The sequence below is a fragment of the Limnohabitans sp. TEGF002 genome (assembly GCF_055395845.1).
The window spans coordinates 992,969-1,016,376 of sequence record NZ_AP029224.1 but is presented as its reverse complement, the minus strand read 5'-3'; the positions used below and the strand labels follow the sequence as shown (position 1 = coordinate 1,016,376).

The window sequence follows — 23,408 nt, the reverse complement described above, 5'->3', positions numbered from 1 at the left end:
CATCAAGGGCGAATCACGTCCGTGCCCGCCGGGGCTTTGAACACAAAGGTGCTGGCGGGCAAGACCGGATTGAGCTCAAAACCCGAAAAAGTCAGCACAGAGCGCTGGCCCAGACTGTCTTGGACATCCAGCACGGCCAGTTCAGGGCCTGAAGCGCTGGAACGCAAACCCACCAACACCGCGCGAATTTGTCCATCTGGGGATTGGGGCGTCGCCCGTACCCACTGCAGGCCGCCCTGATCGGGCTCTGCACTGAACTTGAAATCGGCTTTGAGGGTCTGCAAATCCGAAGCGGCTGTCAGCAAGGCTGCGGGGGTCGAGCCCAGCACCTGAGACTGCGCACGGGCCGTGACCTGGTTCAGATCCACATCGTGCAACCACAAGGTCTGGCCGTCGGCGACCAAGGTTTGAACAAAGGGCTTGCGGTAGTCAAAGCGAAACTTGCCTGGCCGCTGGAACTCAAAACGACCACTCGATGTTTTCGCACGCGAGGTCTGACCAGGACGACTGGGGGAGGTCACCACCTGGGTGAAATCGGCCCGACCGCTGCGGGCCTGCTTCATGAACTGGGCCAGCAGGTCCACGCTGTCGGCCTGCGCTGGCAGGGCCAAGCCCCCCACAGCAGCGGCCAACAAAACCCCGACCCAGCAACCCAGCACCGTGCGGCGCTGCCCAACATTGTTTGTCATTCGATTCACTCTGCCCGTGCGGGCACCAAAATTTCACGCTGACCACTGCCGCTCATGGCGCTGACCAGACCGGCTTTTTCCATGTCTTCCACCAAACGGGCAGCGCGGTTGTAGCCAATCTTGAGGTGGCGCTGCACCAGCGAGATGCTGGCTTTGCGGTTTTTCAAGACCACCTCAACGGCTTGGTCGTACATCGGGTCTTTCTCGTCGTTGTCACCCTCGCCCAGCATGCCGCCGTCATCGTCCACCGTGCCGCCTTCGAGCACGCCTTCGATGTAATCGGGCTCGCCCTGGCTCTTGAGGTAGCTGACCACGCGGTGCACTTCTTCGTCACTGACAAAAGCGCCGTGCACGCGGATAGGGAAACCCGTGCCCGAAGGCATATAGAGCATGTCGCCCATGCCCAGAAGGGCCTCGGCACCCATTTGGTCCAGGATGGTGCGGCTGTCGATCTTGCTCGACACCTGAAACGCGATGCGGGTCGGTATGTTGGCCTTGATCAAGCCCGTGATCACGTCCACGCTGGGGCGTTGGGTGGCCAAAATCAGGTGGATACCGGCAGCGCGGGCCTTTTGGGCCAGGCGAGCAATCAGCTCTTCGATCTTCTTGCCCACCACCATCATCAGGTCGGCTAACTCGTCGATCACCACCACGATGTGCGGCAAGCGCTTGAGTGGCTCCGGATCGTCGGGCGTGAGGCTGAAAGGGTTGTAGATGAACTCTTCGCGGGCCGTGGCTTCGTCGATTTTCTGGTTGTATCCGGCCAGGTTGCGCACGCCCATCTTGCTCATGAGTTTGTAGCGCTTTTCCATCTCGGCCACGCACCAGTTGAGGCCGTGCGCTGCCTGGCGCATGTCGGTCACCACAGGTGCCAACAGGTGCGGGATGCCTTCGTAGACCGACATTTCCAACATCTTGGGGTCGATCATCAACAAGCGCACATCGCGGGCTTCGGCTTTGTAAAGCAGCGACAAAATCATGGCGTTGATACCGACCGACTTGCCCGAGCCCGTGGTACCGGCCACCAAGACGTGGGGCATCTTGGCCAGATCGGCCACCACAGGGTTGCCAATGATGTCCTTGCCCAGCCCCATGGTCAGCATGGACTTGGCTTCGTTGTAGACCTGCGAGCCGAGGATTTCGCTCAGCTTGATCGACTGGCGCTTGGCATTGGGCAACTCCAGCGCCATGAAATTTTTGCCGGGAATCGTCTCGATCACGCGGATCGACACCAGGCTGAGCGAACGCGCCAAGTCTTTAGCGAGGTTCACCACCTGCGAGCCCTTCACGCCAGTCGCCGGCTCGATTTCGTAACGCGTGATCACCGGGCCGGGGGCTGCAGCCACCACACGCACCTCGACACCAAAATCCTTGAGCTTTTTCTCGATCAATCGGCTGGTCATTTCCAGCGTCTCGGGTGAGACCGTTTCTTGCCGGATGGACAAGCTGTCGAGCAGATCGACTTGCGGCAGTTTGCTGTCAGGCAGCTCGTTGAACAGGGGTTTTTGGCGCTCCTTGACCACCCGCTCACTGCGCGGCACTTCCAGGACAGTCGGTTCGATGACCCGGGGGGCCGGGGGTGGCATGGGCAACGGCACGGGCTCCAGATCAAGTTGACCTTCGGGTGCTGTCGTCAAAGGGTTCAGATCCCATTGCGGCTCAACGGCCTGCAAAGGTGTGGTTTGCTCGCGCTCACGCAAGGCTTTTTGGCCCAAGGCCAGATCCTCTTCAATTTCCCGCTTCACGTGGCGCGATTGGATCAAACCGTCAATGCGGGCACCAATCGACTCGGCCAACTGGCCCCATGAAAAACGAAACACCATGGCGACACCCGCCACCACCAAGGCAATGCCCACCAATGCAGCGCCGGTAAAACCCAGCCAGCGAACGCTGGCAGTGCCCACCAAATACCCCAGAACGCCACCGCTGTGGCCCGGCAAATTGGCCTCAAGTCGGTAAAGGCGGGCCCACTCCATGCTGGCGCTCGCTGCCACCAACACCAACAAACCCAGCCAGAAAGTCCATCGGCTGCGCATGACACCCAACGCATCGGCCGACTGCTCGTCATCGGAAGGTCCACGCATCCACCGAGCCAGCCCCACCAGCCAAGCACGACCAGCCGCAGCCAAACACCACCAAGCGGAATACCCCAATCCAAAGTAAGCCAGATCGGCCAACCAGGCCCCCACGGGCCCCACCCAGTTGCGCACGCCCTGACCACTGCCCGATGTGGACCAAGCGGGATCGGAGGCGTGGTAACTCAACAAAGCCAACAGGCACAGCAGCAACAAAGCGCCGCCCATCAACAAAACGATTTCCTGGGCAAATCGTGCCCAAAAAGTCTGAGGTGCCTCCAGCGCCTTGTCCCGGGCTGTCGGATTGGTCAGTGTGTGCAGGGAATAGGTCATAAATTAAGCCTCAAGCTTACCCGATCGAGCCCCATCCAGACCGCAAGTCTCTGAGGTCTAAGCCCTCTTTGCCCTTTGCCTTTGACGGTTTCTTACAATCTGACGATCCGGTGCACTGCACTGACTTTTCTTTTAACCGTCTGCCACCCCGATTGCTCAACATGTCTGCCACTGTCAAACACGCCCAAGTCCTGATTCTCGGCTCCGGCCCTGCCGGTTACACCGCCGCCGTTTACGCCGCCCGCGCCAACCTCAAACCCCTGCTGATCACCGGCATGGCCCAAGGCGGCCAGCTGATGACCACCACCGAGGTGGACAACTGGCCCGCCGACGTGCATGGCGTGCAAGGCCCCGACTTGATGCAGCGCTTTCAGGAGCATGCCGAGCGCTTCAACACCGAAATCGTGTTTGACCACATCCACACCGTCAAGTTGGAGCAACGCCCCTTCACCCTGATCGGTGACAGCGGCACCTACACCTGCGACAGCCTGATCATCGCCACCGGCGCGTCGGCCAAATACCTGGGCCTGCCTTCCGAGACAGCCTTCATGGGCCGCGGCGTGAGCGGCTGCGCCACCTGCGACGGCTTCTTCTACCGCGACCAGCTGTGCTGCGTGGTGGGCGGCGGCAACACGGCCGTCGAAGAAGCCCTGTACCTGTCCAACATCGCCAGCAAGGTCTATTTGATCCACCGCCGCGACAAGTTCAAGGCCGAGCCCATCCTGGTTGACAAACTCATGGACAAAGTCGCCGCAGGCAAGATCGTGCTCAAAACCTTCCAAACACTGGAAGAAGTATTGGGCGATAACACTGGCGTGACTGGCGTGCGCCTGAAAAGCACCAAAGACGGCAGCCTTCACGACGTGGAACTCAAAGGCTGCTTCATCGCCATTGGCCACGCCCCCAACACCGACATCTTTCAGGGCCAACTGACCCTTGAAAACGGCTACATCGTGACCCAAAGCGGCTTGAAAGGCTTTGCAACCCAAACCTCCGTGCCCGGCGTGTTTGCCGCTGGCGACGTGCAAGACCACGTGTACCGCCAGGCCATCACCAGCGCTGGTACAGGTTGCATGGCTGCGCTCGATGCGCAGCGTTTTCTGGAACAGAACAACGGCTGAGGTCCTGCAGACCTGAGTTTTCTTGCCAACGGATTGCAAATGGGCGCAGGGTGTGCCTGGCGGGGTGATGTGGCAAAGCGAAGCGCCTCTGAACCCCGGCAGGCACACCCTGCGCCCACCCACCAAGGGTAAAACTCACTAGGCTTCAAGGCTTACAACAAAAAACCCCCGCTTTCTGGCTATAATCTGAGGCTTTGCTGGATCTGCCTGGATTGTCATTCGGGATCACGGAGCCAGCGATCTGGGATACCGCCACCCATCTTGGCGAGGTGAGGCTGGAGCGCCAGGCCCCATGCAAATCTGCATGAGACCCATCGGCACCGGCTGTTTTCAAAGTATCGGAGTGTCCACATGGCACGCGTTTGCGACGTAACGGGCAAAGGCCCAATGACGGGAAACAACGTTTCCCACGCCAACAACAAAACCAAGCGCCGGTTCCTGCCGAACCTGCAATACCGTCGTTTCTGGGTTGAAACAGAAAACCGTTGGGTGCGTCTGCGCGTTTCCAGCGCCGCTCTGCGCCTGATCGACAAAAACGGCATCGATGCCGTGCTCGCAGACCTGCGCGCACGCGGTCAAGCCTAAACCCAGAACATTAGGAGTCATACACCATGGCAACCAAAGGCGGACGCGAAAAAATCAAGCTGGAATCCACAGCTGGCACTGGTCACTTCTACACGACCAGCAAAAACAAGAAAACAATGCCCGAGAAAATGTCGATCATGAAGTTCGACCCCAAAGCTCGCAAGCACGTTGAATACAAGGAAATCAAGCTGAAGTGATTCGGCCTGAGCCTCTCGCAAAAAACCCGCCTCTGGCGGGTTTTTTCATGGGCGAAAACTTGTGAAAAGACCTGCCTTGTATGGCAAGCGCCGAAACCAAGGACACTGACCTGCAAAGGCCCATCGGGTCAAAGAGTTCGATCCCTCACATCACACGGCCTCAACACCGACAAACACCCACCTTGGACCCCAAAAGCAAACAGGGCCCGAAGGCCCTGTTTGCATGGGTACTGAAACCGATCAGGCTGTCTGGCGGACTGCACGCAATTTGACAGAAAAGTCACGCAAGGCAGCGATGCCACTTTCTTCAGCCCGGCGACACCAGGCTTGCAAGTCAGCGGCCAATTGCTCGCGCGAGTGCGAGGTGTTCAGCCAAATCTGGCTGAGCTCTTCGCGCATTTGCACCATCTTGTCGAGCACCGGACTGGCAGCACGGGCTTGCTTGAGCTGGTCTTGGGCGGCTGCGGGCACCTTGGCGCTGTCGCGGTGCAACCAACGCTGAGCGGCTTGGATCACATTGGCATCGAGCTTCAATTTGCCAGCTTCTTGCTGCATCACGGTGCGCACATTGCGGGCATAGCCCGCCATCACTTCGTAACGGTTGGCGATCAACGCTTCCAGGGTCTTTTCATCGGCCACGGGACGGATGTCACCATAAGCCAGGCGTGGAGGTGTCTTTTTCACAGTCGCCAGCCCCAGAGTTTCGAGCGTGCGGATGTACAACCAGCCGATGTCGAACTCGTAAGGCTTGACCGACAACTTGGCCGATGTGGGGTAAGTGTGGTGGTTGTTGTGCAACTCTTCGCCACCAATCAGGATGCCCCAAGGGGAGATGTTGGTGCTGGCGTCGTGCGCCTCAAAGTTGCGGTAGCCCCAGTAATGCGCTGCACCGTTGATGATGCCGGCGGCCGTGATCGGAATCCAGGCCATTTGCACCGCCCACACCGTCAGGCCCAAAAAGCCAAACAGGGCCACATCGATGATCATCATCAGGGCCACGCCTTGCCAAGAAAAGCGGGTGTACAGGTTGCGCTCGATCCAGTCGTCAGGGGTGCCGTGGCCGTAACGTTGCAGGGTTTCCTTGTTCTTGGATTCCTTGCGGTACAACTCAGCGCCTGTGAACAACACTGTTTTGATGCCGTGCACATGGGGGCTGTGCGGGTCTTCGGCTTGCTCGCACTTGGCGTGGTGCTTGCGGTGAATCGCGGCCCACTCCTTGGTCACCTGACCGGTGGTCAGCCACAGCCAGAAACGGAAAAAGTGCGAGGGAATAGCGTGCAGATCCAAGGCGCGGTGCGCTTGGTGACGGTGCAAGAAAATCGTGACACTGGCGATGGTGATGTGGGTCAAGCCCAAGGTGACCAACACCATTTGCCACCACGACAAATCGAACAGGCCGTGGCCCATCCAATGAATGATGGCATCCAGAAAAGCCCAATCAGGCAACAACATGAGTTCGTCTTTCTACTGACGCCTGATTTCAGGCAATTTGTCGATTTTAAGTTTTCCTGCCCCAAAAGGACAGCTGTTTCGACCGGATTCAAAAAGAATGAATCAGAAAATTTACTTTCTGACCCATGCCGCGGCGAAAAACCCATCCGTGGCATGGCGATGGGGCCACAGTCTCAGGAATGTGCCTGCTGGCGCTGCATCGGGGTGGGCATCGCCCGATGGGGCCGGTGAGCACAGACTTGCTGCGTGGGGCACTTTGAGCCTGTCGAGCTCTTGCGCCACGTTCAGGGGGACAAAGTCCGGGTTGGCGGCGCTGAAGGCTTGCGCGATCAGCTCGTTTTCTTCAGGCAAGACGCTGCAGGTGGCATACACCAAACGACCGCCCGACTTGACCATGCGCGAGGCGCTTTGCAAGATGGCCAATTGTTTCTCAGTCAACTCTTGCACAGCTTGGGGCTTTTGCCGCCATTTCAAGTCGGGGTTGCGGCGCAAGGTGCCCAGGCCCGAGCAGGGTGCGTCGACCAGCACGCGGTCGATCTTGCCCGACAGGCGCTTGACGCGGTCATCGCGCTCATGGGCAATGGCTGCCGGGTGCACATTGGACAAGCCGCTTCGCGCCATGCGAGGCTTGAGCGCATCAAGGCGGTGGCCCGACACGTCAAACGCATACAAACGGCCCGTGCTGCGCATGGCTGCGCCCAGCGCCAGCGTCTTGCCGCCTGCGCCCGCGCAAAAGTCCACCACCATCTCACCCCGGTGCGCGTCCACCAGCAAAGCCAGCAGCTGCGAGCCTTCGTCCTGCACCTCAATGGCGCCGCGGGTGAAGGCATCGGTTTTTTGCAAAGCAGGTTTGCCTTGCAAGCGCAGACCCCAAGGCGAATAAGGGGTAGGTTCGGAGGCAATGCCCGCTTGCGCCAGCTCTTTTTGAATATCGCTGCGTTTGGCCTGAAACATGTTGACCCGCAAATCCAGCGTGCCTGCTTGTTGCAGGTTCTCAGCCAAGGCCCAGAAATCCTCACCCAACTGCGCTTGGAGGGCTTGTGCCATCCACTCGGGCAGGTTGTGGCGGTGCGGGGCCATCAAGGCATCGGCGGGAATGGCATCGCAGGTGGCCAGCCACTTCTTCTCTGTGTCGTTCAGGGCTGAGGCCAAGAAGTCGCGTGGGCCGAAAAAGCCCAAAATCGCCAGCTTGCGCTCTTTGGCGCCCGAACCGGAGCGGGCCAATTGCTCAAACAACAATTTTTTGCGCAGCACCGCAAAAGCGGTTTCAGCCAAGGTGGCCCGTTCACGGGGGCCGAGGGAGCGGTGTTCACGAAAGTAGCGCGACACGACGGCGTCGGCAGGGTGTTCAAATTGGAGGACCAGCCTGACCAAATCGGCGCAGGCGTCTAAAAGGGCTTTTGGATGCATAGGGGTGTATTGTCCCATCCCCGACCCTTGTGACAGTTACACATCAGGAAATCCATGTCCGAAAAATTGCCGCCTCTGATTGAAACGCCCAAAGGCCTGTACCGCCATTACAAGGGCGGCCAATACCGCGTGCTGGGCACCGTGCGCCACAGCGAAGACCTTGAGCCCATGACCCTCTACCAAGCGCTGTATGGCGAACAAGGCCTGTGGGTCAGGCCTGCGGCCATGTTTGCCGACGTGGCCGAATTCAATGGCAAGGTTCAACCGCGCTTTGAACGCATCGGCGATTGAGCCAAAAACTGAGCGACCGCCTGCGGATAGATCAAGTGCTCTTGGCTGAGCACACGCGCTGCCAAGGTGTCGGCGGTATCGCCCGCTAGCACCGGCACCACGGCCTGCGCCAAGATGCTGCCATGGTCCAACTCGGCCGTGACCTGGTGCACCGTGGCCCCGGCAAAGCGGCAACCGGCATCGATGGCGCGCTGGTGGGTGTTCAAGCCGGGAAAAGCGGGCAACAAAGACGGGTGGATATTGAGCAATCGCCCTTTGTAGTGCGCCACAAAACCGGGGGTCAGGATGCGCATGAAGCCCGCCAGCACGACCAAATCAGGCGCATGTCGGTCAATTTCGGCCATCAAGGCGGCATCGAAGTCTTCGCGACTGGCAAAGGCCTTGTGGTCAAGGACCTGGGTCGGTATGCCGTGATCCTTGGCAAAGTCCAAGCCTTGGGCATCGGCCCGGTTGCTCAGCACGGCGGCCACTTGGGCGTTCAGGCGATCGGTCCAACGGCCCTGCTCCGCAGCACGCACGATGGCCGCCATGTTGGAGCCAGAGCCCGAAATCAGAATGACGATGTTTCTCATGAAGGGCTGAATTATCCCTTCAGACCCAAGTCAACCCAGCATTTGTCGCACCAAGGACAAGCCGAATCGGCCTGCGCGTGATAAAAAGCACGGTCGTTTGATTTTGAGAGAAAACCCCATGGATTTGGCATTCACCCCCGAAGAGCTCGCGTTCCGCGACGAGATCCGCACTTGGGTCAAGGCAAACTTGCCCGCTGACATTTCACAAAAAGTGCACAACGCCATGCGCCTGACCCGCGAGGACATGCAGCGCTGGGCCAAAATTTTGGGCAAAAAAGGCTGGCTGGGCTGGGGCTGGCCCACGCAGTTTGGCGGCCCTGGCTGGACCGCCGTGCAAAAGCATTTGTTCGAAGAAGAATGCGCTTTGGCGGGTGCCCCCCGCGTGGTGCCTTTTGGCCCCGTGATGGTGGCCCCGGTGATCATGGCTTTTGGCAATGCCGAACAGCAGCAGCGCTTTTTGCCCGGCATCGCCAGCGGCGAAGTTTGGTGGAGCCAAGGCTACAGCGAGCCGGGTTCTGGCTCGGACCTGGCCTCGCTCAAAACCCGCGCCGAGCGCGTGGGTGACAAATACATCGTGAACGGCCAAAAAACCTGGACCACCTTGGGCCAATATGGCGAGTGGATCTTCTGCTTGGTACGCACCAGCACCGAAGGCAAGCCTCAAACCGGCATTTCTTTCTTGCTGATCGACATGAAGTCGCCCGGCATCACCGTGCGCCCCATCAAACTGTTGGATGGCGAATGCGAAGTCAACGAAGTCTGGTTTGACAACGTCGAAGTGCCCGCTGAAAACCTGATTGGCGAAGAAAACAAGGGCTGGAACTACGCCAAGCACCTGCTGGCCCACGAGCGCACCAACATCGCCGACGTGAACCGCGCCAAGCGCGAACTCGAGCGCTTGAAGCGCATCGCCAAAGCCGAGGGCGTGTACGACGACATGCGCTTCCGTGACGAAATCGCCAAGCTCGAAGTGGACATCGTGGCCCTCGAAATGCTGGTGCTGCGCGTGTTATCCGCCGAAAAGTCGGGCAAAAACTCACTCGACATCGCAGGTCTGCTCAAGATCAAGGGCAGCGAAATTCAGCAGCGCTACACCGAGTTGATGATGCAAGCGGCGGGTCCTTTTGCCCTGCCCTTCATCTTCGAAGCCATGGACGCCGGCTGGCAAGGCAACTTCCCGGGCGGCGTGGTGGCCAACGCGCCATTGGCGGCCAACTACTTCAACATGCGCAAGACCACCATTTACGGTGGCAGCAACGAAGTGCAACGCAACATCGTCGCTCAGACAGTTCTGGGTTAAGGAGACACACATGGATTTCGATTTTTCTGACGACCAAGAGCAACTGCGCGACGCGGTGCGCAAATGGGTGGACAAAGGCTATGACTTTGACCGCCGCCGCGCCATCGTGGCTGCGGGTGGCTTTGACCGTGCCGCTTATGGCGAGATGGCCGAACTGGGCCTGACAGGCCTGTATGTGAGCGAAGACCACGGCGGCATGGGCATGGGACCCACCGAAGCCATGGTCACCATGGAAGAACTCGGCCGCGGCATCGTGCTCGAGCCCTTGACCCAAACCCTGATTTGCAGCGCCACACTGCAAACCCACGCGCCTGCGGCCCTGCAAGCCGCTTGGCTGCCGCGCATGGCCGCAGGCGAAGCCATCGTGGTGCTGGCGCAGCAAGAGCGCGGTGCCCGTTACCAGCTGGACCGCTGCGCAACAGTTGCCAGCGAAGCGGGCGGTGCATGGGCTGTCAGCGGCACCAAGAGCGTGGTGGCCGTGGGTGACCAAGCCGACGCTTTTGTGGTGCCTGCCACCGTGAATGGCCAAATCGCTTTGTTTTTGGTCGAGCGCAGCGCCAGCGGGGTGAATACCCAGGCTTACATCACCCAAGACGGCTCACGCGCCGCCGAAGTGGTGTTGAACAAGGCCGCCGCCCAGCTGATCACGCTGAACGGCTTGACCGCTTTGGAAGAAGCCGTGGACATCGGCATCGCCTGCACCTGCGCCGAAGCCGTGGGCGTGATGGACAAGACCTTGGCGATCACCGTGGACTACATGAACACCCGCAAGCAGTTCGGTGTGAACATCGCCAGTTTCCAGGCCCTGCGCCACCGCGTGGCCGACATGAAGATGCAGCTGGAGTTGGGCCGCTCGATGAGCTACTACGCCAGCTTGAAGTTGCACGCGCCTGCCGACGAACGCCGCCGCGCCTTGGCCCGCGCCAAGTACCAGCTGGGTGTGTCCATGCGCTTCATCGGCCAGCAGGCGGTGCAACTGCATGGCGGCATTGCCGTGACCGACGAATACATCGCCAGCCACTACTTCAAGAAATTGACGCAGCTGGACATGACGTTTGGCGACACCCTGCACCAGCTGGGCGAAGTGTCGGCACGCATGCAAGAGACGGCAGGCGTGTTCGCCTAAAGGGATCAACGGACCAGAGCAAGGTGGGAGGGCGGCGCGGGTCAGGCGATGTGGCAAAGCGAAGCGCCTCTGAGCCCGAAACGCGCCGCCCTTGCGCCTTGCGGCGCAACACCAAAATCCTTTACCCCAACAACAAGGCCCCACAAGGGGCCTTTTTTCATACTCACTCCACCTCGCGCACCCGCACAAAAGAGGCAAACCGAGGCAAGCCCGATGGTGTGCGTTCGCGGTAGCGGTAAGTCACCCATGACCCCACAGGTGGTGGGTCTCGGCGCAAGGCATCGCTCAGACCCGAGCCCAGGGCAAAACGCTGACCCGAAGTCATTTGAACCAGCAAAGCCCCGGTCATGCCCACCAAACGCCCCTTGCCCGGCTGATGACCCACCACCAGTCCCTCTTCATCCAATTCGGGCTTGAGTTTGAACAGCGCATCGGTACGGCCCGCCTGCCACCGGGCATCGGAGCGGTGCAGCATCAAGCCCTCGCCACCTTGGCGCACCGTGTCTTGCAAGAGCGCTTGCAAAGCGCGCACGTCTTTCACTTCGCGCTGCGCTACCGGCACCAGCCAGGGCTGCTGCGCTTGGGCCAGCGTGGATTGCACCAAAGCCACACGCTGCGCAAACGGGGCCACATGGCCAGGCACGTCGAACACCAGATATTTAACCGCCCGCCAGGCCTCATCGTCGGGCTCAGCCTGGCGCACCACACCAGAAAGCCGGTCAAACATCCCGCGCCCCATCCACAACTCGCCGTCGAGCGCCATCCGGGGCAAGGCGGACAAGAACCAAGCGGGTGCAGCCATCACCCGACCACTGCGAAAGCGCAAGACCTGCCCATCCCAAACCGCCCGCACGCCATCGAATTTTTCACTCACCCAAAAACCTTGTGGCGAACGCCCTGGGGGCCAGGGCATGGCCAGCTGAACGGTGCTCGACTCCCCGGAAGAAAAAGGGCCCAAAGACTTGGCCCAAACGCTGGGCATCAGCCAAGGCGACAAAAGCACGGCCCACACGCTGGCACGGCGGCTCGGGTTGGGGAGAAATTTCAAAGGCTGGCGCATGCTGGGTCTCCCTGAGGACTCCAACCCCCTGAAGGTGCCTTGGCAGCACAGGGAGGTAGGGTCTTTTGTTTTCAGGAAGTGATGATGCGACGCTTTACTGTTCTGCGCAAGCCGCCTCGCCTGGCCACCCTCAGACCATCAAACGCGAGCTCTTGGGCACATGCGCCATCAAGAACGCCATTTGGTCGCTCAGAATGCGGCGGTTGCGCAGGATGAAGTCTTCCCACAGGCTGGGCACATAGGGCGCATACAGCAGTGGCATGTTGGCTTGCTCTGGCGTGCGGCTGCTTTTGCGGTGGTTACAAGAACGGCAAGCGGTCACCACGTTCATCCAGTGGTCGGGGCCTTTTTGACTCACGGGAACAATGTGCTCACGGGTGAGCACCGATTCGTGGAAGTGCCCGCCGCAATATGCACAGACGTTGCGGTCGCGCACAAACAATTTGGGATTGGTCAAGCCCGATACGAGGTCAAACGGGTTGATACGGGGCACGCCCTGGGTGCCAATGATGCTGTTGACGGTGATGATGGATTGCTGGCCGGTGAGCGCGTTGTGCCCTCCGTGGAACACAGCCACTTGCTGGCCCGCCTCCCAGCGCACCTCGTCGGCGGCGTAATGGGTGACCGCCTGCTCCAGCGTGATCCACGATTGCGGCAAGCCTTGGGCCGAGAGTTTCAAAACCTTCACAGACGCCTCCATCCAACAGTTTAAAAAACCACTGACACGAAAAGTTCCGTCTCGATCGGTCCTCAAGCCTTGGGGTGCAAGGATGAAGTGATCGTGCTCAGTCACAATATACCCTCTTACATTGACAAATCCGTGAAAGCTGGAACCAGGCCCAGCGCACAGGCAGGACATGAGCAGCGACATGAAGGTTTTCCGAGGCTTCCACCACCCCGACTTGGCTCCCGCCTGCGCCCTGACCATTGGCAACTTTGACGGTGTGCACCGTGGCCATCAGGCCATGCTGGCCCTGTTGCGCAGCGAAGCGGCGCACCGCGGTGTGCCCAGCTGCGTCATGACCTTTGAGCCGCACCCGCGTGACTACTTTGCCAAGGCCCTGAACAAGCCCGATCTGGCCCCGGCCCGCATCGCCACTTTGCGCGACAAACTGCAAGAACTCGAGCGCTGCGGCGTGGACCAGGTGGTGGTGCTGCCCTTTGACGCTCGGCTGGCCAGTCAGTCGCCCCAAGACTTCATTGAGCAGGTGCTGGTGCGCGGCCTGGGCGTGCGCTATGTGCTGGTGGGGGATGATTTCCGCTTTGGGGCCAAACGCGCGGGCGACTACGCCATGCTCGACGCTGCTGGGCAAAACCTGGGCTTTGACGTGGCCCGCATGAACAGCTACGAGGTGCGCGGTCTGCGCGTGTCCAGCTCGGCCGTGCGCGATGCGCTGGCCCAAGGCGACCTGCCCGCGGTGCACGCCCTGCTGGGCCGCCCCTACAGCATCAGCGGCCATGTGGTGCACGGGCGCAAGCTGGGCCGCGAATTGGCCGCCTCAGCCCAAGGCGCGGGCGACGGCTTTCGGACCCTGAATTTGCGTTTCTCGCACTGGAAGCCTGCGGCCAGCGGCATCTTTGTGGTCGAGGTGCACGGCCTGGCCGATCAGCCCTTGAAGGGCGTGGCCAATCTGGGCATCCGCCCCTCACTCGACCCGAACGACGTCAACGGCGGACGCGTGCTGCTGGAGACCCACGCCTTCGACTGGCCCGCCCAGCTGGGGGCTGAGGGGGGCTACGGTAAAATCATCCGGGTGGACTTGCTGCATAAATTACACGACGAACTCAAATACGACGGTCTGGACGCCCTGACAAAGGGGATCGCCAAAGACTGCGACGACGCACAGGCGTGGTTTGCGTTGCGCCATGGTGAAACCAGCCGCCAAACCACGCGCGACCGAATTTGACGCTCTGGCCCTCGTTTGCCGCCTTCGACAGGCTCAGGGCGAACGACTTCAACGGCCCACCCCCTTAAATCTCTCCGAACGGCCCACCGATCGGGCTGAGCTTGTCGAAGCCCTCTCGACTTGACGCACCATGACCGACAAAACCCAGAACCCCGACACCCACATCAACATGATGGACACCCCCTTCCCCATGCGCGGCGACCTGCCCAAGCGTGAGCCGGGCTGGGTCAAAGACTGGAACGAAGGCGGTTTGTACAAAAAACTGCGCGCTGCCCGCCAGGGTGCCCCGCTGTTCGTGCTGCACGACGGCCCGCCCTACGCCAACGGCAAGCTGCACATCGGCCATGCGCTCAACAAAGTGCTCAAAGACATGATCGTCAAGTCCAAGCAACTCGCTGGCTTTGACGCGCAATACATCCCCGGCTGGGACTGCCACGGCCTGCCGATCGAAAACGCGATTGAAAAACTGCACGGCCGCAAGCTCAGCCGAGACGACATGCAGGCCAAGAGCCGTGCCTTCGCCACCGAACAAATTGACCAACAACGCGAAGACTTCAAACGCCTGGGCGTGCTGGGCGACTGGGAGCGCCCTTACCGCACCATGGACTTCGCCAACGAAGCCGGTGAAATCCGCGCCTTCAAACGCGTGATCGAGCGCGGTTTTGTCTACCGTGGCCTCAAGCCCGTTTACTGGTGCTTTGACTGCGGCTCGTCGCTCGCCGAATTCGAGATCGAATACCAGGACAAACAAAGCGACACGCTAGACGTGGCCTTTGAAACGGATGACGCGGCCCAACTGGCCGCCGCCTTTGGCCTCGCTTCCTTGCCCGCTGGGCAAAGCGGCTTTGCCGTGATCTGGACCACCACCGCCTGGACCATCCCCGCCAACCAGGCCCTGAACGCCCACCCCGAGCTGACCTATGCGCTGGTGCAAACCGACAAGGGCTGCCTGGTGTTGGCCGAGTCGTTGGTGGACAAATGCCTTGAGCGCTTTGGTCTGCAAGGCGGCACCGTGCTTGCCACGGCCAAAGGCACGGCCCTGGGCGGCCTGAATTTCCGCCACCCATTGCACGACGTGGATGCAGGCTACAAGCGCCTGTCACCCGTTTATTTGGCCGAATACGTCAGCGACAGCGATGGCACGGGCCTGGTGCACTCCTCACCCGCCTATGGCGTGGACGACTTCAACTCCTGCATCGCCAATGGCCTCAAGTACGACGACATCCTGAACCCGGTGCAAGGCAACGGCACCTACGCCGAAGACTTCCCGCTGTTTGGTGGTCTGCACATTTGGAAAGCCATCCCTGTGGTGCTGGACGCGCTGCGCAACGCGGGCCGCTTGCTGTCCACCGTGACCATCACCCACAGCTACCCGCACTGCTGGCGTCACAAAACGCCTGTCATCTACCGCGCTGCCGCTCAGTGGTTTGTGCGCATGGACGACGGCGTTGGTGTGTTCACCTCCGACAAAGCGCCCAAGACCTTGCGCCAGCTGGCACTGGACGCCATCGAGCACACCCAGTTCTACCCTGAGAACGGCAAGACCCGCTTGCGCGACATGATCGCCAACCGCCCCGACTGGTGCATCTCGCGCCAGCGTTCATGGGGCGTGCCCGTGCCTTTCTTCCTGCACAAGGACAGCGGTGAGTTGCACCCCCGCACCATGGCCATCCTGGACCAAGCCGCGGACATCGTCGAAAAAGGCGGCATCGAAGCCTGGAGCCGCGTGACGGTGGAAGAGATTTTGGGTGCGGCCGATGCGCCCAGCTACACCAAGAGCACCGACATTCTGGAAGTCTGGTTCGACTCCGGCTCCACCTTCCAGCATGTGCTGCGCACCAGCCACAAAGACGCTTACGGCGTGGCGCCTTTCCATGCCGAGGGCCCTGAAGCCGATCTCTATCTGGAAGGCCACGACCAGCACCGCGGCTGGTTCCACAGCTCGCTGCTGCTGGGCTGCGCACTGTACGACCGAGCGCCTTACCGGGGCCTGCTCACGCACGGCTTTGCCACCGACGGCCAAGGCCGCAAGATGAGCAAGTCGCTGGGCAACACCGTCGAGCCGCAAACCATCACTTCCAAAATGGGCGCCGAAATCGTGCGCCTGTGGGTGGCCAGCACCGACTATTCGGGCGACCTGAACATCGACGACAAAATCCTGGCCCGCGTGGTGGACTCGTACCGGCGCGTGCGCAACACGCTGCGCTTCTTGATGGCCAACGTGAGCGACTTCAACCCCGCAACAGACACCGTGCCCGACGACCAGCTGCTCGAAATCGACCGCTTTGCGCTGGCCCGAGCAGCGCAGCTCCAAGCCGACATCCGCGCCCACTTCGACATGTACGAATTCCACCCCGTGGTCTCCAAGCTGCAGATTTATTGCTCGGAAGACCTGGGCGCGTTTTACCTGGACGTGCTGAAAGACCGTCTGTACACCACCGCGCCCAAGAGCTTGGCACGCCGCAGCGCACAGACGGCGCTGTACCGCATCACGCACGGCATGCTGCGCTGGATGGCGCCTTTCTTGTCATTCACTGCCGAAGAGGCCTGGACGACTTTCGGCACATCGGAATCCATCTTCCTGGAAACCTTCAGCGACTTCGGCACGGCCGATGAGCAGTTGCTGGCCAAGTGGGGCCGCATCCGCGAAATCCGCGATCTGGTGAACAAAGACATCGAAAACCTGCGCACTGCAGGCCAAGTGGGCGCATCGCTGCAAGCCGAAATCACCTTGACCGCACCGGCCGCTGACCACGCCCTGCTGGCCAGCTTGGGCGCGGACATCAAGTTCGTGTTCATCACCTCCAAAGTGACTTTGCAGACTGGCGACTCACTGGCGGTTCAAGTGACCGCCAGCCAAGCCACCAAATGCGAGCGCTGCTGGCACTACGCCGACGACGTGGGCCACAACGCCGACCACCCCACCATTTGCGGGCGCTGCGTCAGCAACCTGCACGGCGCTGGCGAAACCCGCCTCGTCGCCTGATCGAACCACACCCAGACAAGGCAGCCCATGGCCAGCAGCAAAAAGATCGGCAAAAGCTACGCCAGCAAAAGCCAAGGCATGGCGCTTTGGCTGGGCATCGCCCTCTTGGTTTTGGTGCTCGACCAGTTCACCAAAGTGCTGGTGCTGGGGGCCTTCCAGCTGGGCGACAGCACACCGGTCACCTCGTTTTTCAACCTGGTGCGGGTGCACAACCACGGCGCGGCCTTCTCGTTTTTAGCCGGTGCAGGCGGCTGGCAGCGCTGGTTTTTCACAGGCATTGGTGTGGCAGCGGCCATCTTCATGGTCTGGATGCTGCGTTCTCATGCGGGTCAAAAGCTCTTCAGCCTCGCCATCGCGCTCATCTTGGGTGGCGCGATTGGCAACGTGATCGACCGTCTGCTGCACGGGTATGTGGTCGACTTTCTGGACTTTTATTGGGGTGCCTGGCACTTCCCGGCCTTCAACGTGGCCGATGCCGGTATCAGCGTGGGCGCAGCGCTGCTGATCTTGGACGAAATCCTGCGCGTGCGGCGCGGGCGCTGAAGCAAGCGGTTTTGCCCAGGGAGTCCACCATGCGCCGCTTTCTCACTGCATTGATTGGCTTTTTTGTCCTTTCGGCCCAAGCAGGCATTCCTGATGAATACTCGCCTGTCGTGGTCGAGGCCCCTTTCTCCTTAAGGGAGCGGGTGTTCGACCTCACGCCTGCGATTGAATCTTCCAAGAAAACCGGCAAGCCCTTGTTCATCTACTTCGGCGCGACAGACTGCCCACCTTGCCTCCAATACAAGAAATTTCTGACCAGCCATCGATCTGAACTCAAAACTGCATTCTCAGAATTTGTGGTGGTGGACATCCGCACCTGGCTGCGTGGTCCCACCATGCATGTGAAGGTAGATGACAAACGCCTGACTTTTAACCAGTTTAAAGCTCTGGTGGGCGATACCTCCAAGACCTTGATTTTTCCTTCTTTCTGGATGCTTTCACCAGAACTCAAACCACTCAAAGAACTGCCATCGGGCATCAAGGATTATTTGAACGTCAATCAGCATCTGGAAATTTTGAAAATCCAGACGCCTTGAATCCCACCCCCATTCATTTGGACAGACACTCTGAGTGTCCATGAATGGCGCCTGATTCCCCCACCACAATGGGTCAAAGGTGTTGTAAGCTTTATATTTTCACGATTTGAAAAACGGAGACACCTATGCCAGGATTGTTGCCCCACATTGACCCAGACGGTCTGCTCGAATTTTCAGTGGTCTACACCGACCGCGCCTTGAACCACATGTCCAAACGCTTCGGCGGCGTGATGACCGATATTTCGCGCATGCTTAAAAACGTCTATGGCGCCCATTCGGTCGCGCTGGTACCCGGCAGCGGCACCTTCGGCATGGAGTCGGTGGCTCGCCAATTTGCCACCAATCAGCATGTGATGGTCATTCGCAACGGCTGGTTCAGCTTTCGCTGGACCCAGATCTTTGACATGGGCCAGATCCCCAAAAGCCACAGCGTGCTCAAAGCCCGGCGCATCACAGAGGGCCCTCAAGCTGCTTGGGCTCCAGCCCCCATTGCTGAAGTGACCGCCGCGATTGCCGCTGAAAAACCTGCTTTGGTGTTTGCCCCGCATGTGGAGACTGCCGCTGGAATGATCCTGCCAGACGGCTACCTCAAGGCCGTGGCCGACGCGGTGCACGCTGTGGGCGGCTTGCTGGTGTTGGACTGCATCGCCTCTGGCGCCATGTGGGTAGACATGAAGGCTACGGGCGTGGATGTGTTGATCAGCGCTCCACAAAAAGGCTGGAGCAGTTCACCCTGCTGCGCCATGGTCATGATGAGCGAACGCGCCCGCCAAGCCATTGACAACACCACCAGCACCACCTTCGCCATGGACCTGAAAAAATGGCTGCAAGTGATGGAAACCTACGAAGGCGGTGGCCACATGTACCACACCACCTTGCCCACCGATGCGCTGCTGCGCCTGCAAGAGGCCATGCTGGAAACCGAAGCCTATGGTTTTGCCAAGGTGCGCGAAGAACAAATGGCACTGGGTCGCCAAGTGCGCTCGTTGCTTCTGGAGCACGGCTTCCCCAGCGTGGCAGCGCCCGGCTTTGAAGCACCAGGCGTGGTGGTGAGCTACACCACAGACCCGGACATCCAGAGCAGCAAAAAATTCATCGCACTGGGCCTGCAAACCGCCGCAGGCGTGCCACTGCAGTGCGATGAGCCTGCTGACTTCCGCACCTTCCGCATGGGTCTTTTCGGCTTGGACAAATGGCATCAAGTGCCCCGCACCCTGCATATCTTGCGCAGTGCGCTGGAAACCATCGCGCCCAAGGCCAAGCTGGCTGCCTGATTCAGGTCAGTTGCCCAACAAAAAAACCGCTGTCCTGAGGACAGCGGTTTTTTTCATTCTGGACCCCTGCTGGACAGCGCCAGCGCCATCACAAAGTGATGATGGAGCAGCCTGTGGTTTTGCGGCCTTCCAAGGCGATGTGAGCGTCTTGGATCTTGGCCAGCGGAAAGGTCTGGTCGATGTGGATCTTCACCTTGCCACTGATTACAGCTTCAAACAGATCATCGGCCATCTCTTGCGTGTTTTCACGCGTGGTGATGTGGCTGAACAAGGTCTGGCGCGTCACGTAAATGGAGCCTTTGGGGCCGAGGATGCCGGGGGCAAACGGCGCCACGGCTCCCGATGCATTGCCAAAGCTGGCCATCAGGCCAAACGGCGCCAAGCAGTCGAGTGACTTGTCCCAAGTGTCTTTGCCCACCGAGTCGTAAACCACTTTGACGCCCTTGCCACCTGTGATTTCTTTGACCTTGGCTTGGAAGTCTTCGGTCGAGTAGTTGATGCAAAACTCTGCGCCGTTGGCCAAAGCCAGCGCGCACTTGGCATCGCTGCCGGCCGTGCCGATCAGGCGCAGGCCCAGCGCCTTAGCCCATTGGCTGGCGATCAGGCCCACGCCACCAGCAGCCGCGTGAAACAGCACAAAGTCTCCGGCTTTCAGACCGCCTTGCGGCAGCGTGCGCTTGAGGAGGTATTGCGCTGTCAAGCCCTTGAGCATCATGGCCGCACCGGTCTCAAATGAGATGGCATCGGGCAACTTGCACACGCACTTGGCGGGCATCACACGCACTTCGCAGTAGCTGCCAGGCGGCTGGCTCGCATAAGCAGCGCGATCACCAACTTTCAGGTGCGTGACACCCTCGCCCACGGCTTCCACAACGCCAGATGCTTCCATGCCCAACTTGAGCGGCATAGGCAGCTGGTACAGACCGCTGCGCTGGTACACGTCGATGAAGTTCAGACCAATCGCCTTGTGCCGGATACGGATCTCGCCAGGGCCGGGTTCACCCACCGTGACATCGACCAGTTTCATGACATCGGGACCGCCGTGTTGGTCGATCTGGACTTGAAGGCTCATGGAATTCTCCTGAAAGTGTGAAAGCGAACGATGCGTGACTTTGCCACGAATCACGTCCCAGTGTTCGGCGTGGGGACAGGTCGGCGACAGCGGGAAAACCCGAATGCCGATACAGTGCCGCATGTCCCAAAAACTCTCTCCCGGCACCGCCCTGATGCTGACCGTGCCTCCACTGCTGTGGGCTGGCAATGCGGTCATCGGCCGACTGGTCAACAACCTGGTGCCTCCCATCACTCTGAACCTCTTGCGCTGGGCTGTAGCCTTCGTGATCCTCTTGCCACTGGCGGCCTGGGTTTTGCGACGTGGCAGTGGGCTTTGGTCACACTGGCGGCGTTTTGCGCTGCTCAGCTTGCTGGGCGTGGGCTGCTACAACGCGCTGCAATACCTGGCGCTGCAAACCTCCACGCCGCTGAACGTGACCTTGGTGGCCGCCAGTGGCCCGGTATGGATGCTGGCCATCGGAGCGCTGTTTTTTCAGGCCCCGGTGCGCCGAGCCCAAATGTATGGCGCAGCGCTGTCGATCCTGGGTGTGCTGGTGGTGCTGTCGCGGGGGGACTGGGCGCAGCTTCTGGCGGTCCGACTGGTGATCGGTGATCTGTTCATCTTGCTGGCCACCGCCTGCTGGTCTTGGTACAGCTGGTTGCTCAGCCGCAGGGACGAGCCCGAAGCCATCCGCAACGACTGGGCCGCCTTCTTGTTGGCCCAGGTGGTTTTTGGATTGGCATGGTCAAGCCTCTTTGCCGGCATGGAATGGGGCCTGACCGATGCCCACATCACTTGGGGCTGGCCACTGCTGAGTGCGCTGGCTTTTGTGTCTATCGGCCCAGCCGTGCTGGCTTACCGCTGCTGGGGCCTGGGCATTCAGCAAGCAGGACCCGCAGTGGCCGGCTTTTTTGCCAACCTCACGCCGCTGTTCGCAGCCATCTTTTCGGCGGCATTTTTAGGCGAATTACCGCAACTGTTTCACGCGCTGGCCTTTGCCCTGATCATTGGCGGGATCTGGGTGTCATCCCGTCAGTAAAAGCAAGCTGATATTCGCGAGCAGGGGCGCGCTCCCACACCGCTTCGACTGCAGCAAGCACAACGGTTTTTGCGGGAGACTGCCCCTGCGGCCGAATGCCTGAAGAGCGCTCGGCACAAGGGCGCAGAGATCTTAGAACGTGCCTGAATAAGACCCGCCATCGGCCAACACGTTCTGGCCCGTCATGTAGGCCGCATGCTGGCTGCACAAGAATGCGCAAATCGCACCGAACTCTTGCGGGTTGCCGTAGCGGCCTGCAGGAATTTGCGCTTGCTGGATCACGCGCAGCTCTTCCACCGTTTTGCCTTGTTTTTGCGCCATGGCGGGCAGCGTGGCGCGGATGCGGTCGGTGTCGAATTTGCCGGGCAACAGGTTATTGATGGTCACGCCTTTGGCGGCAATGGCGCTGCGCGAGGCCCCGGCCACAAAACCCGTCAGGCCACTGCGCGCGCCGTTGGACAGGCCGAGTACGTCGATGGGCGCTTTGACGGCGCTGCTGGTGATGTTGACGATGCGGCCAAAGCCGCGTGCGGCCATGCGGTCCACCGTGGCTTTGATGAGTTCAATCGGGGTGAGCATGTTGCCGTCGATGGCCTTGAGCCAGGCCTCGCGGTCCCAATCGCGGAAGTCGCCGGGCGGTGGGCCGCCTGCGTTAGTGACCACGATGTCGTAGTCCTTGCCGGGGCCGCCTGCCACGTTCCAGATGGCGTCGCGTCCGGCTTCGGTGGTGATGTCCACGGCCACGCCGATCAACTGCACCTTGCCACCGGTTTCAAGGCGCAAGTCATCCACCGCTTTGTTCAGCACCTCGGCGCCGCGTGCCACCATGACCACGTTCACGCCTTCCAGCGCCAGCGCACGTGCACATCCCCAGCCCAAGCCCTTGCTCGCGCCACCGACCAAAGCCCATTTGCCTGCAATACCCAAATCCATGTCAATCTCCTGAAGTTGATGTTGTGCGACCCACTGGCCGCGTGACCCAAAACACACCGCTCAGGACCAAGGCGGTCCCGGCAATGATCCAGATGTTAAAAGGTTCGTCCAGCAGCCACACACCCATCAGCAGGGTGGACATGGGGCCAATCATGCCGGTTTGTGCCGTGAGACCCGGACCGATGCGTTCAATCGCCATCATGACCAAGAGCACCGGCAGCACAGTGCAAGCCATGGCGTTCAGCAAAGACAGCCACAACACCGGGTCGGGCACCTGTGCACTGGCGATGGGCCTGAGCAACACAAACTGGAGGATGCAGAAAAAACACGCCACAGTGGTGGCCAGGCCTGCCAAACGCAAAGCACCCAAGCGTTGCACCATCTGACCGCTGTAGGTCAGATAAAGGGCGTAAGTCACGGCACTCAAAAAGACCAAAAAAGCCCCTAGCGCAGCATGCGTTCCAGCCAAGGTCACCTCGTGGCCGAACACCAGCAGCACCCCGGCATAACTGATCGCCATGGCCACGCCTTGACGGTGTGTGATGCGTTTTTTGAACAGGAACCAACTCAACACCAGGACCAAGGTGGGGTTGAGATAAAGGATCAATCGCTCCAGCGAAGCGCTGATGTACTCCAGCCCCCAAAAGTCGAGAAAGCTGGACAAGTAATACCCACAAAAGCCCAGACCCACCACGCCCAACCAGTCACGCCGGGTCAAGGCCGCTTTGCCACGCCCGGCCCACCAAGCCATGAGCACAAACCAAGGCAGTGCAAACAGCATGCGGTACATGACCAGCGTCACCGCATCCACGCCATAGCGGTAAGCCAGCTTGACGATGATGGCCTTGCCGCTGAAGGCGATGGAGCCCGCCACAGCCAAGAGCAGGCCGGACGTCATGTTGGAAAATTTGAAGAAAGGCATGGT

General features: G+C 60.2%; 22 protein-coding genes. 12 read left to right on the top strand and 10 right to left on the bottom strand.

What is annotated here, in order from left to right; translation table 11 throughout:
- Positions 1-2: 2 nt before the first annotated feature.
- The gene (gene lolA / locus ACZ5SR_RS05135; RefSeq protein WP_464450494.1) at positions 3-689 is read right to left on the bottom strand and encodes an outer membrane lipoprotein periplasmic chaperone LolA; all 687 of its coding nucleotides are present in this window, start codon (positions 687-689) and stop codon (positions 3-5) included.
- Between the two features lie 5 nt (positions 690-694).
- Positions 695-3,097, bottom strand: coding sequence for a DNA translocase FtsK (locus ACZ5SR_RS05130; RefSeq protein ID WP_464450493.1), 2,403 nt, complete (start codon positions 3,095-3,097; stop codon positions 695-697).
- 161 nt (positions 3,098-3,258) lie between these two features.
- On the opposite strand from ACZ5SR_RS05130, the gene trxB reads away from it, so the two are divergent.
- From trxB to rpmG, 3 genes are all read left to right on the top strand, one after another.
- A complete protein-coding gene (trxB, locus tag ACZ5SR_RS05125) occupies positions 3,259-4,218 on the top strand; it encodes a thioredoxin-disulfide reductase (protein ID WP_464450492.1) in 960 nt (319 codons plus the stop codon).
- Between the two features lie 351 nt (positions 4,219-4,569).
- Positions 4,570-4,803, top strand: a complete 234-nt coding sequence (gene rpmB, locus ACZ5SR_RS05120; protein ID WP_026039317.1) for a 50S ribosomal protein L28 — start codon at positions 4,570-4,572, stop codon at positions 4,801-4,803.
- Positions 4,804-4,829: 26 nt separating this feature from the next.
- Entirely contained in the window at positions 4,830-5,000 is a 171-nt protein-coding gene (gene rpmG, locus ACZ5SR_RS05115; protein WP_006298735.1) for a 50S ribosomal protein L33, read from the top strand.
- Between the two features lie 240 nt (positions 5,001-5,240).
- On the opposite strand, the gene ACZ5SR_RS05110 is transcribed toward rpmG, so the two are convergent.
- Both ACZ5SR_RS05110 and ACZ5SR_RS05105 read right to left on the bottom strand, forming a co-directional pair.
- A complete protein-coding gene (locus ACZ5SR_RS05110; RefSeq protein ID WP_464450491.1) occupies positions 5,241-6,452 on the bottom strand; it encodes a DesA family fatty acid desaturase in 1,212 nt (403 codons plus the stop codon).
- A 111-nt stretch (positions 6,453-6,563) separates the two neighbouring features.
- Positions 6,564-7,862: an RsmB/NOP family class I SAM-dependent RNA methyltransferase gene (locus ACZ5SR_RS05105; RefSeq protein WP_464450490.1), complete on the bottom strand. Its 1,299-nt coding sequence runs from the start codon at positions 7,860-7,862 to the stop codon at positions 6,564-6,566.
- Between the two features lie 54 nt (positions 7,863-7,916).
- On the opposite strand from ACZ5SR_RS05105, the gene ACZ5SR_RS05100 reads away from it, so the two are divergent.
- The gene (locus tag ACZ5SR_RS05100; protein WP_100171990.1) at positions 7,917-8,153 is read left to right on the top strand and encodes a DUF1653 domain-containing protein; all 237 of its coding nucleotides are present in this window, start codon (positions 7,917-7,919) and stop codon (positions 8,151-8,153) included.
- On the opposite strand, the gene purN is transcribed toward ACZ5SR_RS05100, so the two are convergent.
- Entirely contained in the window at positions 8,123-8,725 is a 603-nt protein-coding gene (gene purN / locus ACZ5SR_RS05095) for a phosphoribosylglycinamide formyltransferase (protein WP_464450489.1), read from the bottom strand. The genes ACZ5SR_RS05100 and purN overlap by 31 nt on opposite strands.
- 118 nt (positions 8,726-8,843) lie before the next feature.
- Here purN and ACZ5SR_RS05090 point away from each other — a divergent pair, with 118 nt between their 5' ends.
- A complete protein-coding gene (locus ACZ5SR_RS05090; protein ID WP_464450488.1) occupies positions 8,844-10,025 on the top strand; it encodes an acyl-CoA dehydrogenase family protein in 1,182 nt (393 codons plus the stop codon).
- 10 nt (positions 10,026-10,035) lie between these two features.
- Entirely contained in the window at positions 10,036-11,151 is a 1,116-nt protein-coding gene (locus tag ACZ5SR_RS05085) for an acyl-CoA dehydrogenase family protein (protein WP_464450487.1), read from the top strand.
- A 163-nt stretch (positions 11,152-11,314) separates the two neighbouring features.
- Here ACZ5SR_RS05085 and ACZ5SR_RS05080 read toward each other — a convergent pair whose 3' ends face one another.
- The gene (locus ACZ5SR_RS05080) at positions 11,315-12,211 is read right to left on the bottom strand and encodes a DNA ligase (protein ID WP_464450486.1); all 897 of its coding nucleotides are present in this window, start codon (positions 12,209-12,211) and stop codon (positions 11,315-11,317) included.
- Between the two features lie 130 nt (positions 12,212-12,341).
- Complete coding sequence (locus ACZ5SR_RS05075; protein WP_464450485.1) at positions 12,342-12,899, bottom strand: HNH endonuclease; 558 nt, start codon at positions 12,897-12,899, stop codon at positions 12,342-12,344.
- Between the two features lie 181 nt (positions 12,900-13,080).
- Here ACZ5SR_RS05075 and ACZ5SR_RS05070 point away from each other — a divergent pair, with 181 nt between their 5' ends.
- From ACZ5SR_RS05070 to ACZ5SR_RS05050, 5 genes are all read left to right on the top strand, one after another.
- Positions 13,081-14,118, top strand: coding sequence for a bifunctional riboflavin kinase/FAD synthetase (locus ACZ5SR_RS05070; RefSeq protein WP_464451018.1), 1,038 nt, complete (start codon positions 13,081-13,083; stop codon positions 14,116-14,118).
- Positions 14,119-14,248: 130 nt separating this feature from the next.
- The gene (gene ileS, locus ACZ5SR_RS05065; RefSeq protein WP_464450484.1) at positions 14,249-17,104 is read left to right on the top strand and encodes an isoleucine--tRNA ligase; all 2,856 of its coding nucleotides are present in this window, start codon (positions 14,249-14,251) and stop codon (positions 17,102-17,104) included.
- A 27-nt stretch (positions 17,105-17,131) separates the two neighbouring features.
- Complete coding sequence (lspA, locus tag ACZ5SR_RS05060) at positions 17,132-17,647, top strand: signal peptidase II (RefSeq protein ID WP_464450483.1); 516 nt, start codon at positions 17,132-17,134, stop codon at positions 17,645-17,647.
- A 29-nt stretch (positions 17,648-17,676) separates the two neighbouring features.
- Positions 17,677-18,183: a thioredoxin family protein gene (locus ACZ5SR_RS05055; protein ID WP_464450482.1), complete on the top strand. Its 507-nt coding sequence runs from the start codon at positions 17,677-17,679 to the stop codon at positions 18,181-18,183.
- 125 nt (positions 18,184-18,308) lie between these two features.
- Positions 18,309-19,457 carry an aminotransferase class V-fold PLP-dependent enzyme gene (locus ACZ5SR_RS05050; protein WP_464450481.1) on the top strand — a complete coding sequence of 383 codons (1,149 nt, stop codon included), beginning with the start codon at positions 18,309-18,311 and terminating at the stop codon, positions 19,455-19,457.
- An 88-nt stretch (positions 19,458-19,545) separates the two neighbouring features.
- Here the strand turns inward: ACZ5SR_RS05050 and ACZ5SR_RS05045 are convergent, their stop codons facing one another.
- On the bottom strand, positions 19,546-20,529 hold the full coding sequence (locus tag ACZ5SR_RS05045) for a quinone oxidoreductase family protein (protein ID WP_464450480.1): 984 nt from the start codon (positions 20,527-20,529) through the stop codon (positions 19,546-19,548).
- A gap of 121 nt (positions 20,530-20,650) precedes the next feature.
- Between ACZ5SR_RS05045 and ACZ5SR_RS05040 the strand changes: the two genes are divergently transcribed.
- Positions 20,651-21,550: a DMT family transporter gene (locus ACZ5SR_RS05040; protein WP_464450479.1), complete on the top strand. Its 900-nt coding sequence runs from the start codon at positions 20,651-20,653 to the stop codon at positions 21,548-21,550.
- Positions 21,551-21,682: 132 nt separating this feature from the next.
- On the opposite strand, the gene ACZ5SR_RS05035 is transcribed toward ACZ5SR_RS05040, so the two are convergent.
- On the bottom strand, positions 21,683-22,483 hold the full coding sequence (locus ACZ5SR_RS05035; protein ID WP_464450478.1) for an SDR family oxidoreductase: 801 nt from the start codon (positions 22,481-22,483) through the stop codon (positions 21,683-21,685).
- Position 22,484: 1 nt separating this feature from the next.
- Positions 22,485-23,405, bottom strand: a complete 921-nt coding sequence (locus ACZ5SR_RS05030) for a DMT family transporter (protein WP_464450477.1) — start codon at positions 23,403-23,405, stop codon at positions 22,485-22,487.
- Positions 23,406-23,408: the final 3 nt, after the last annotated feature.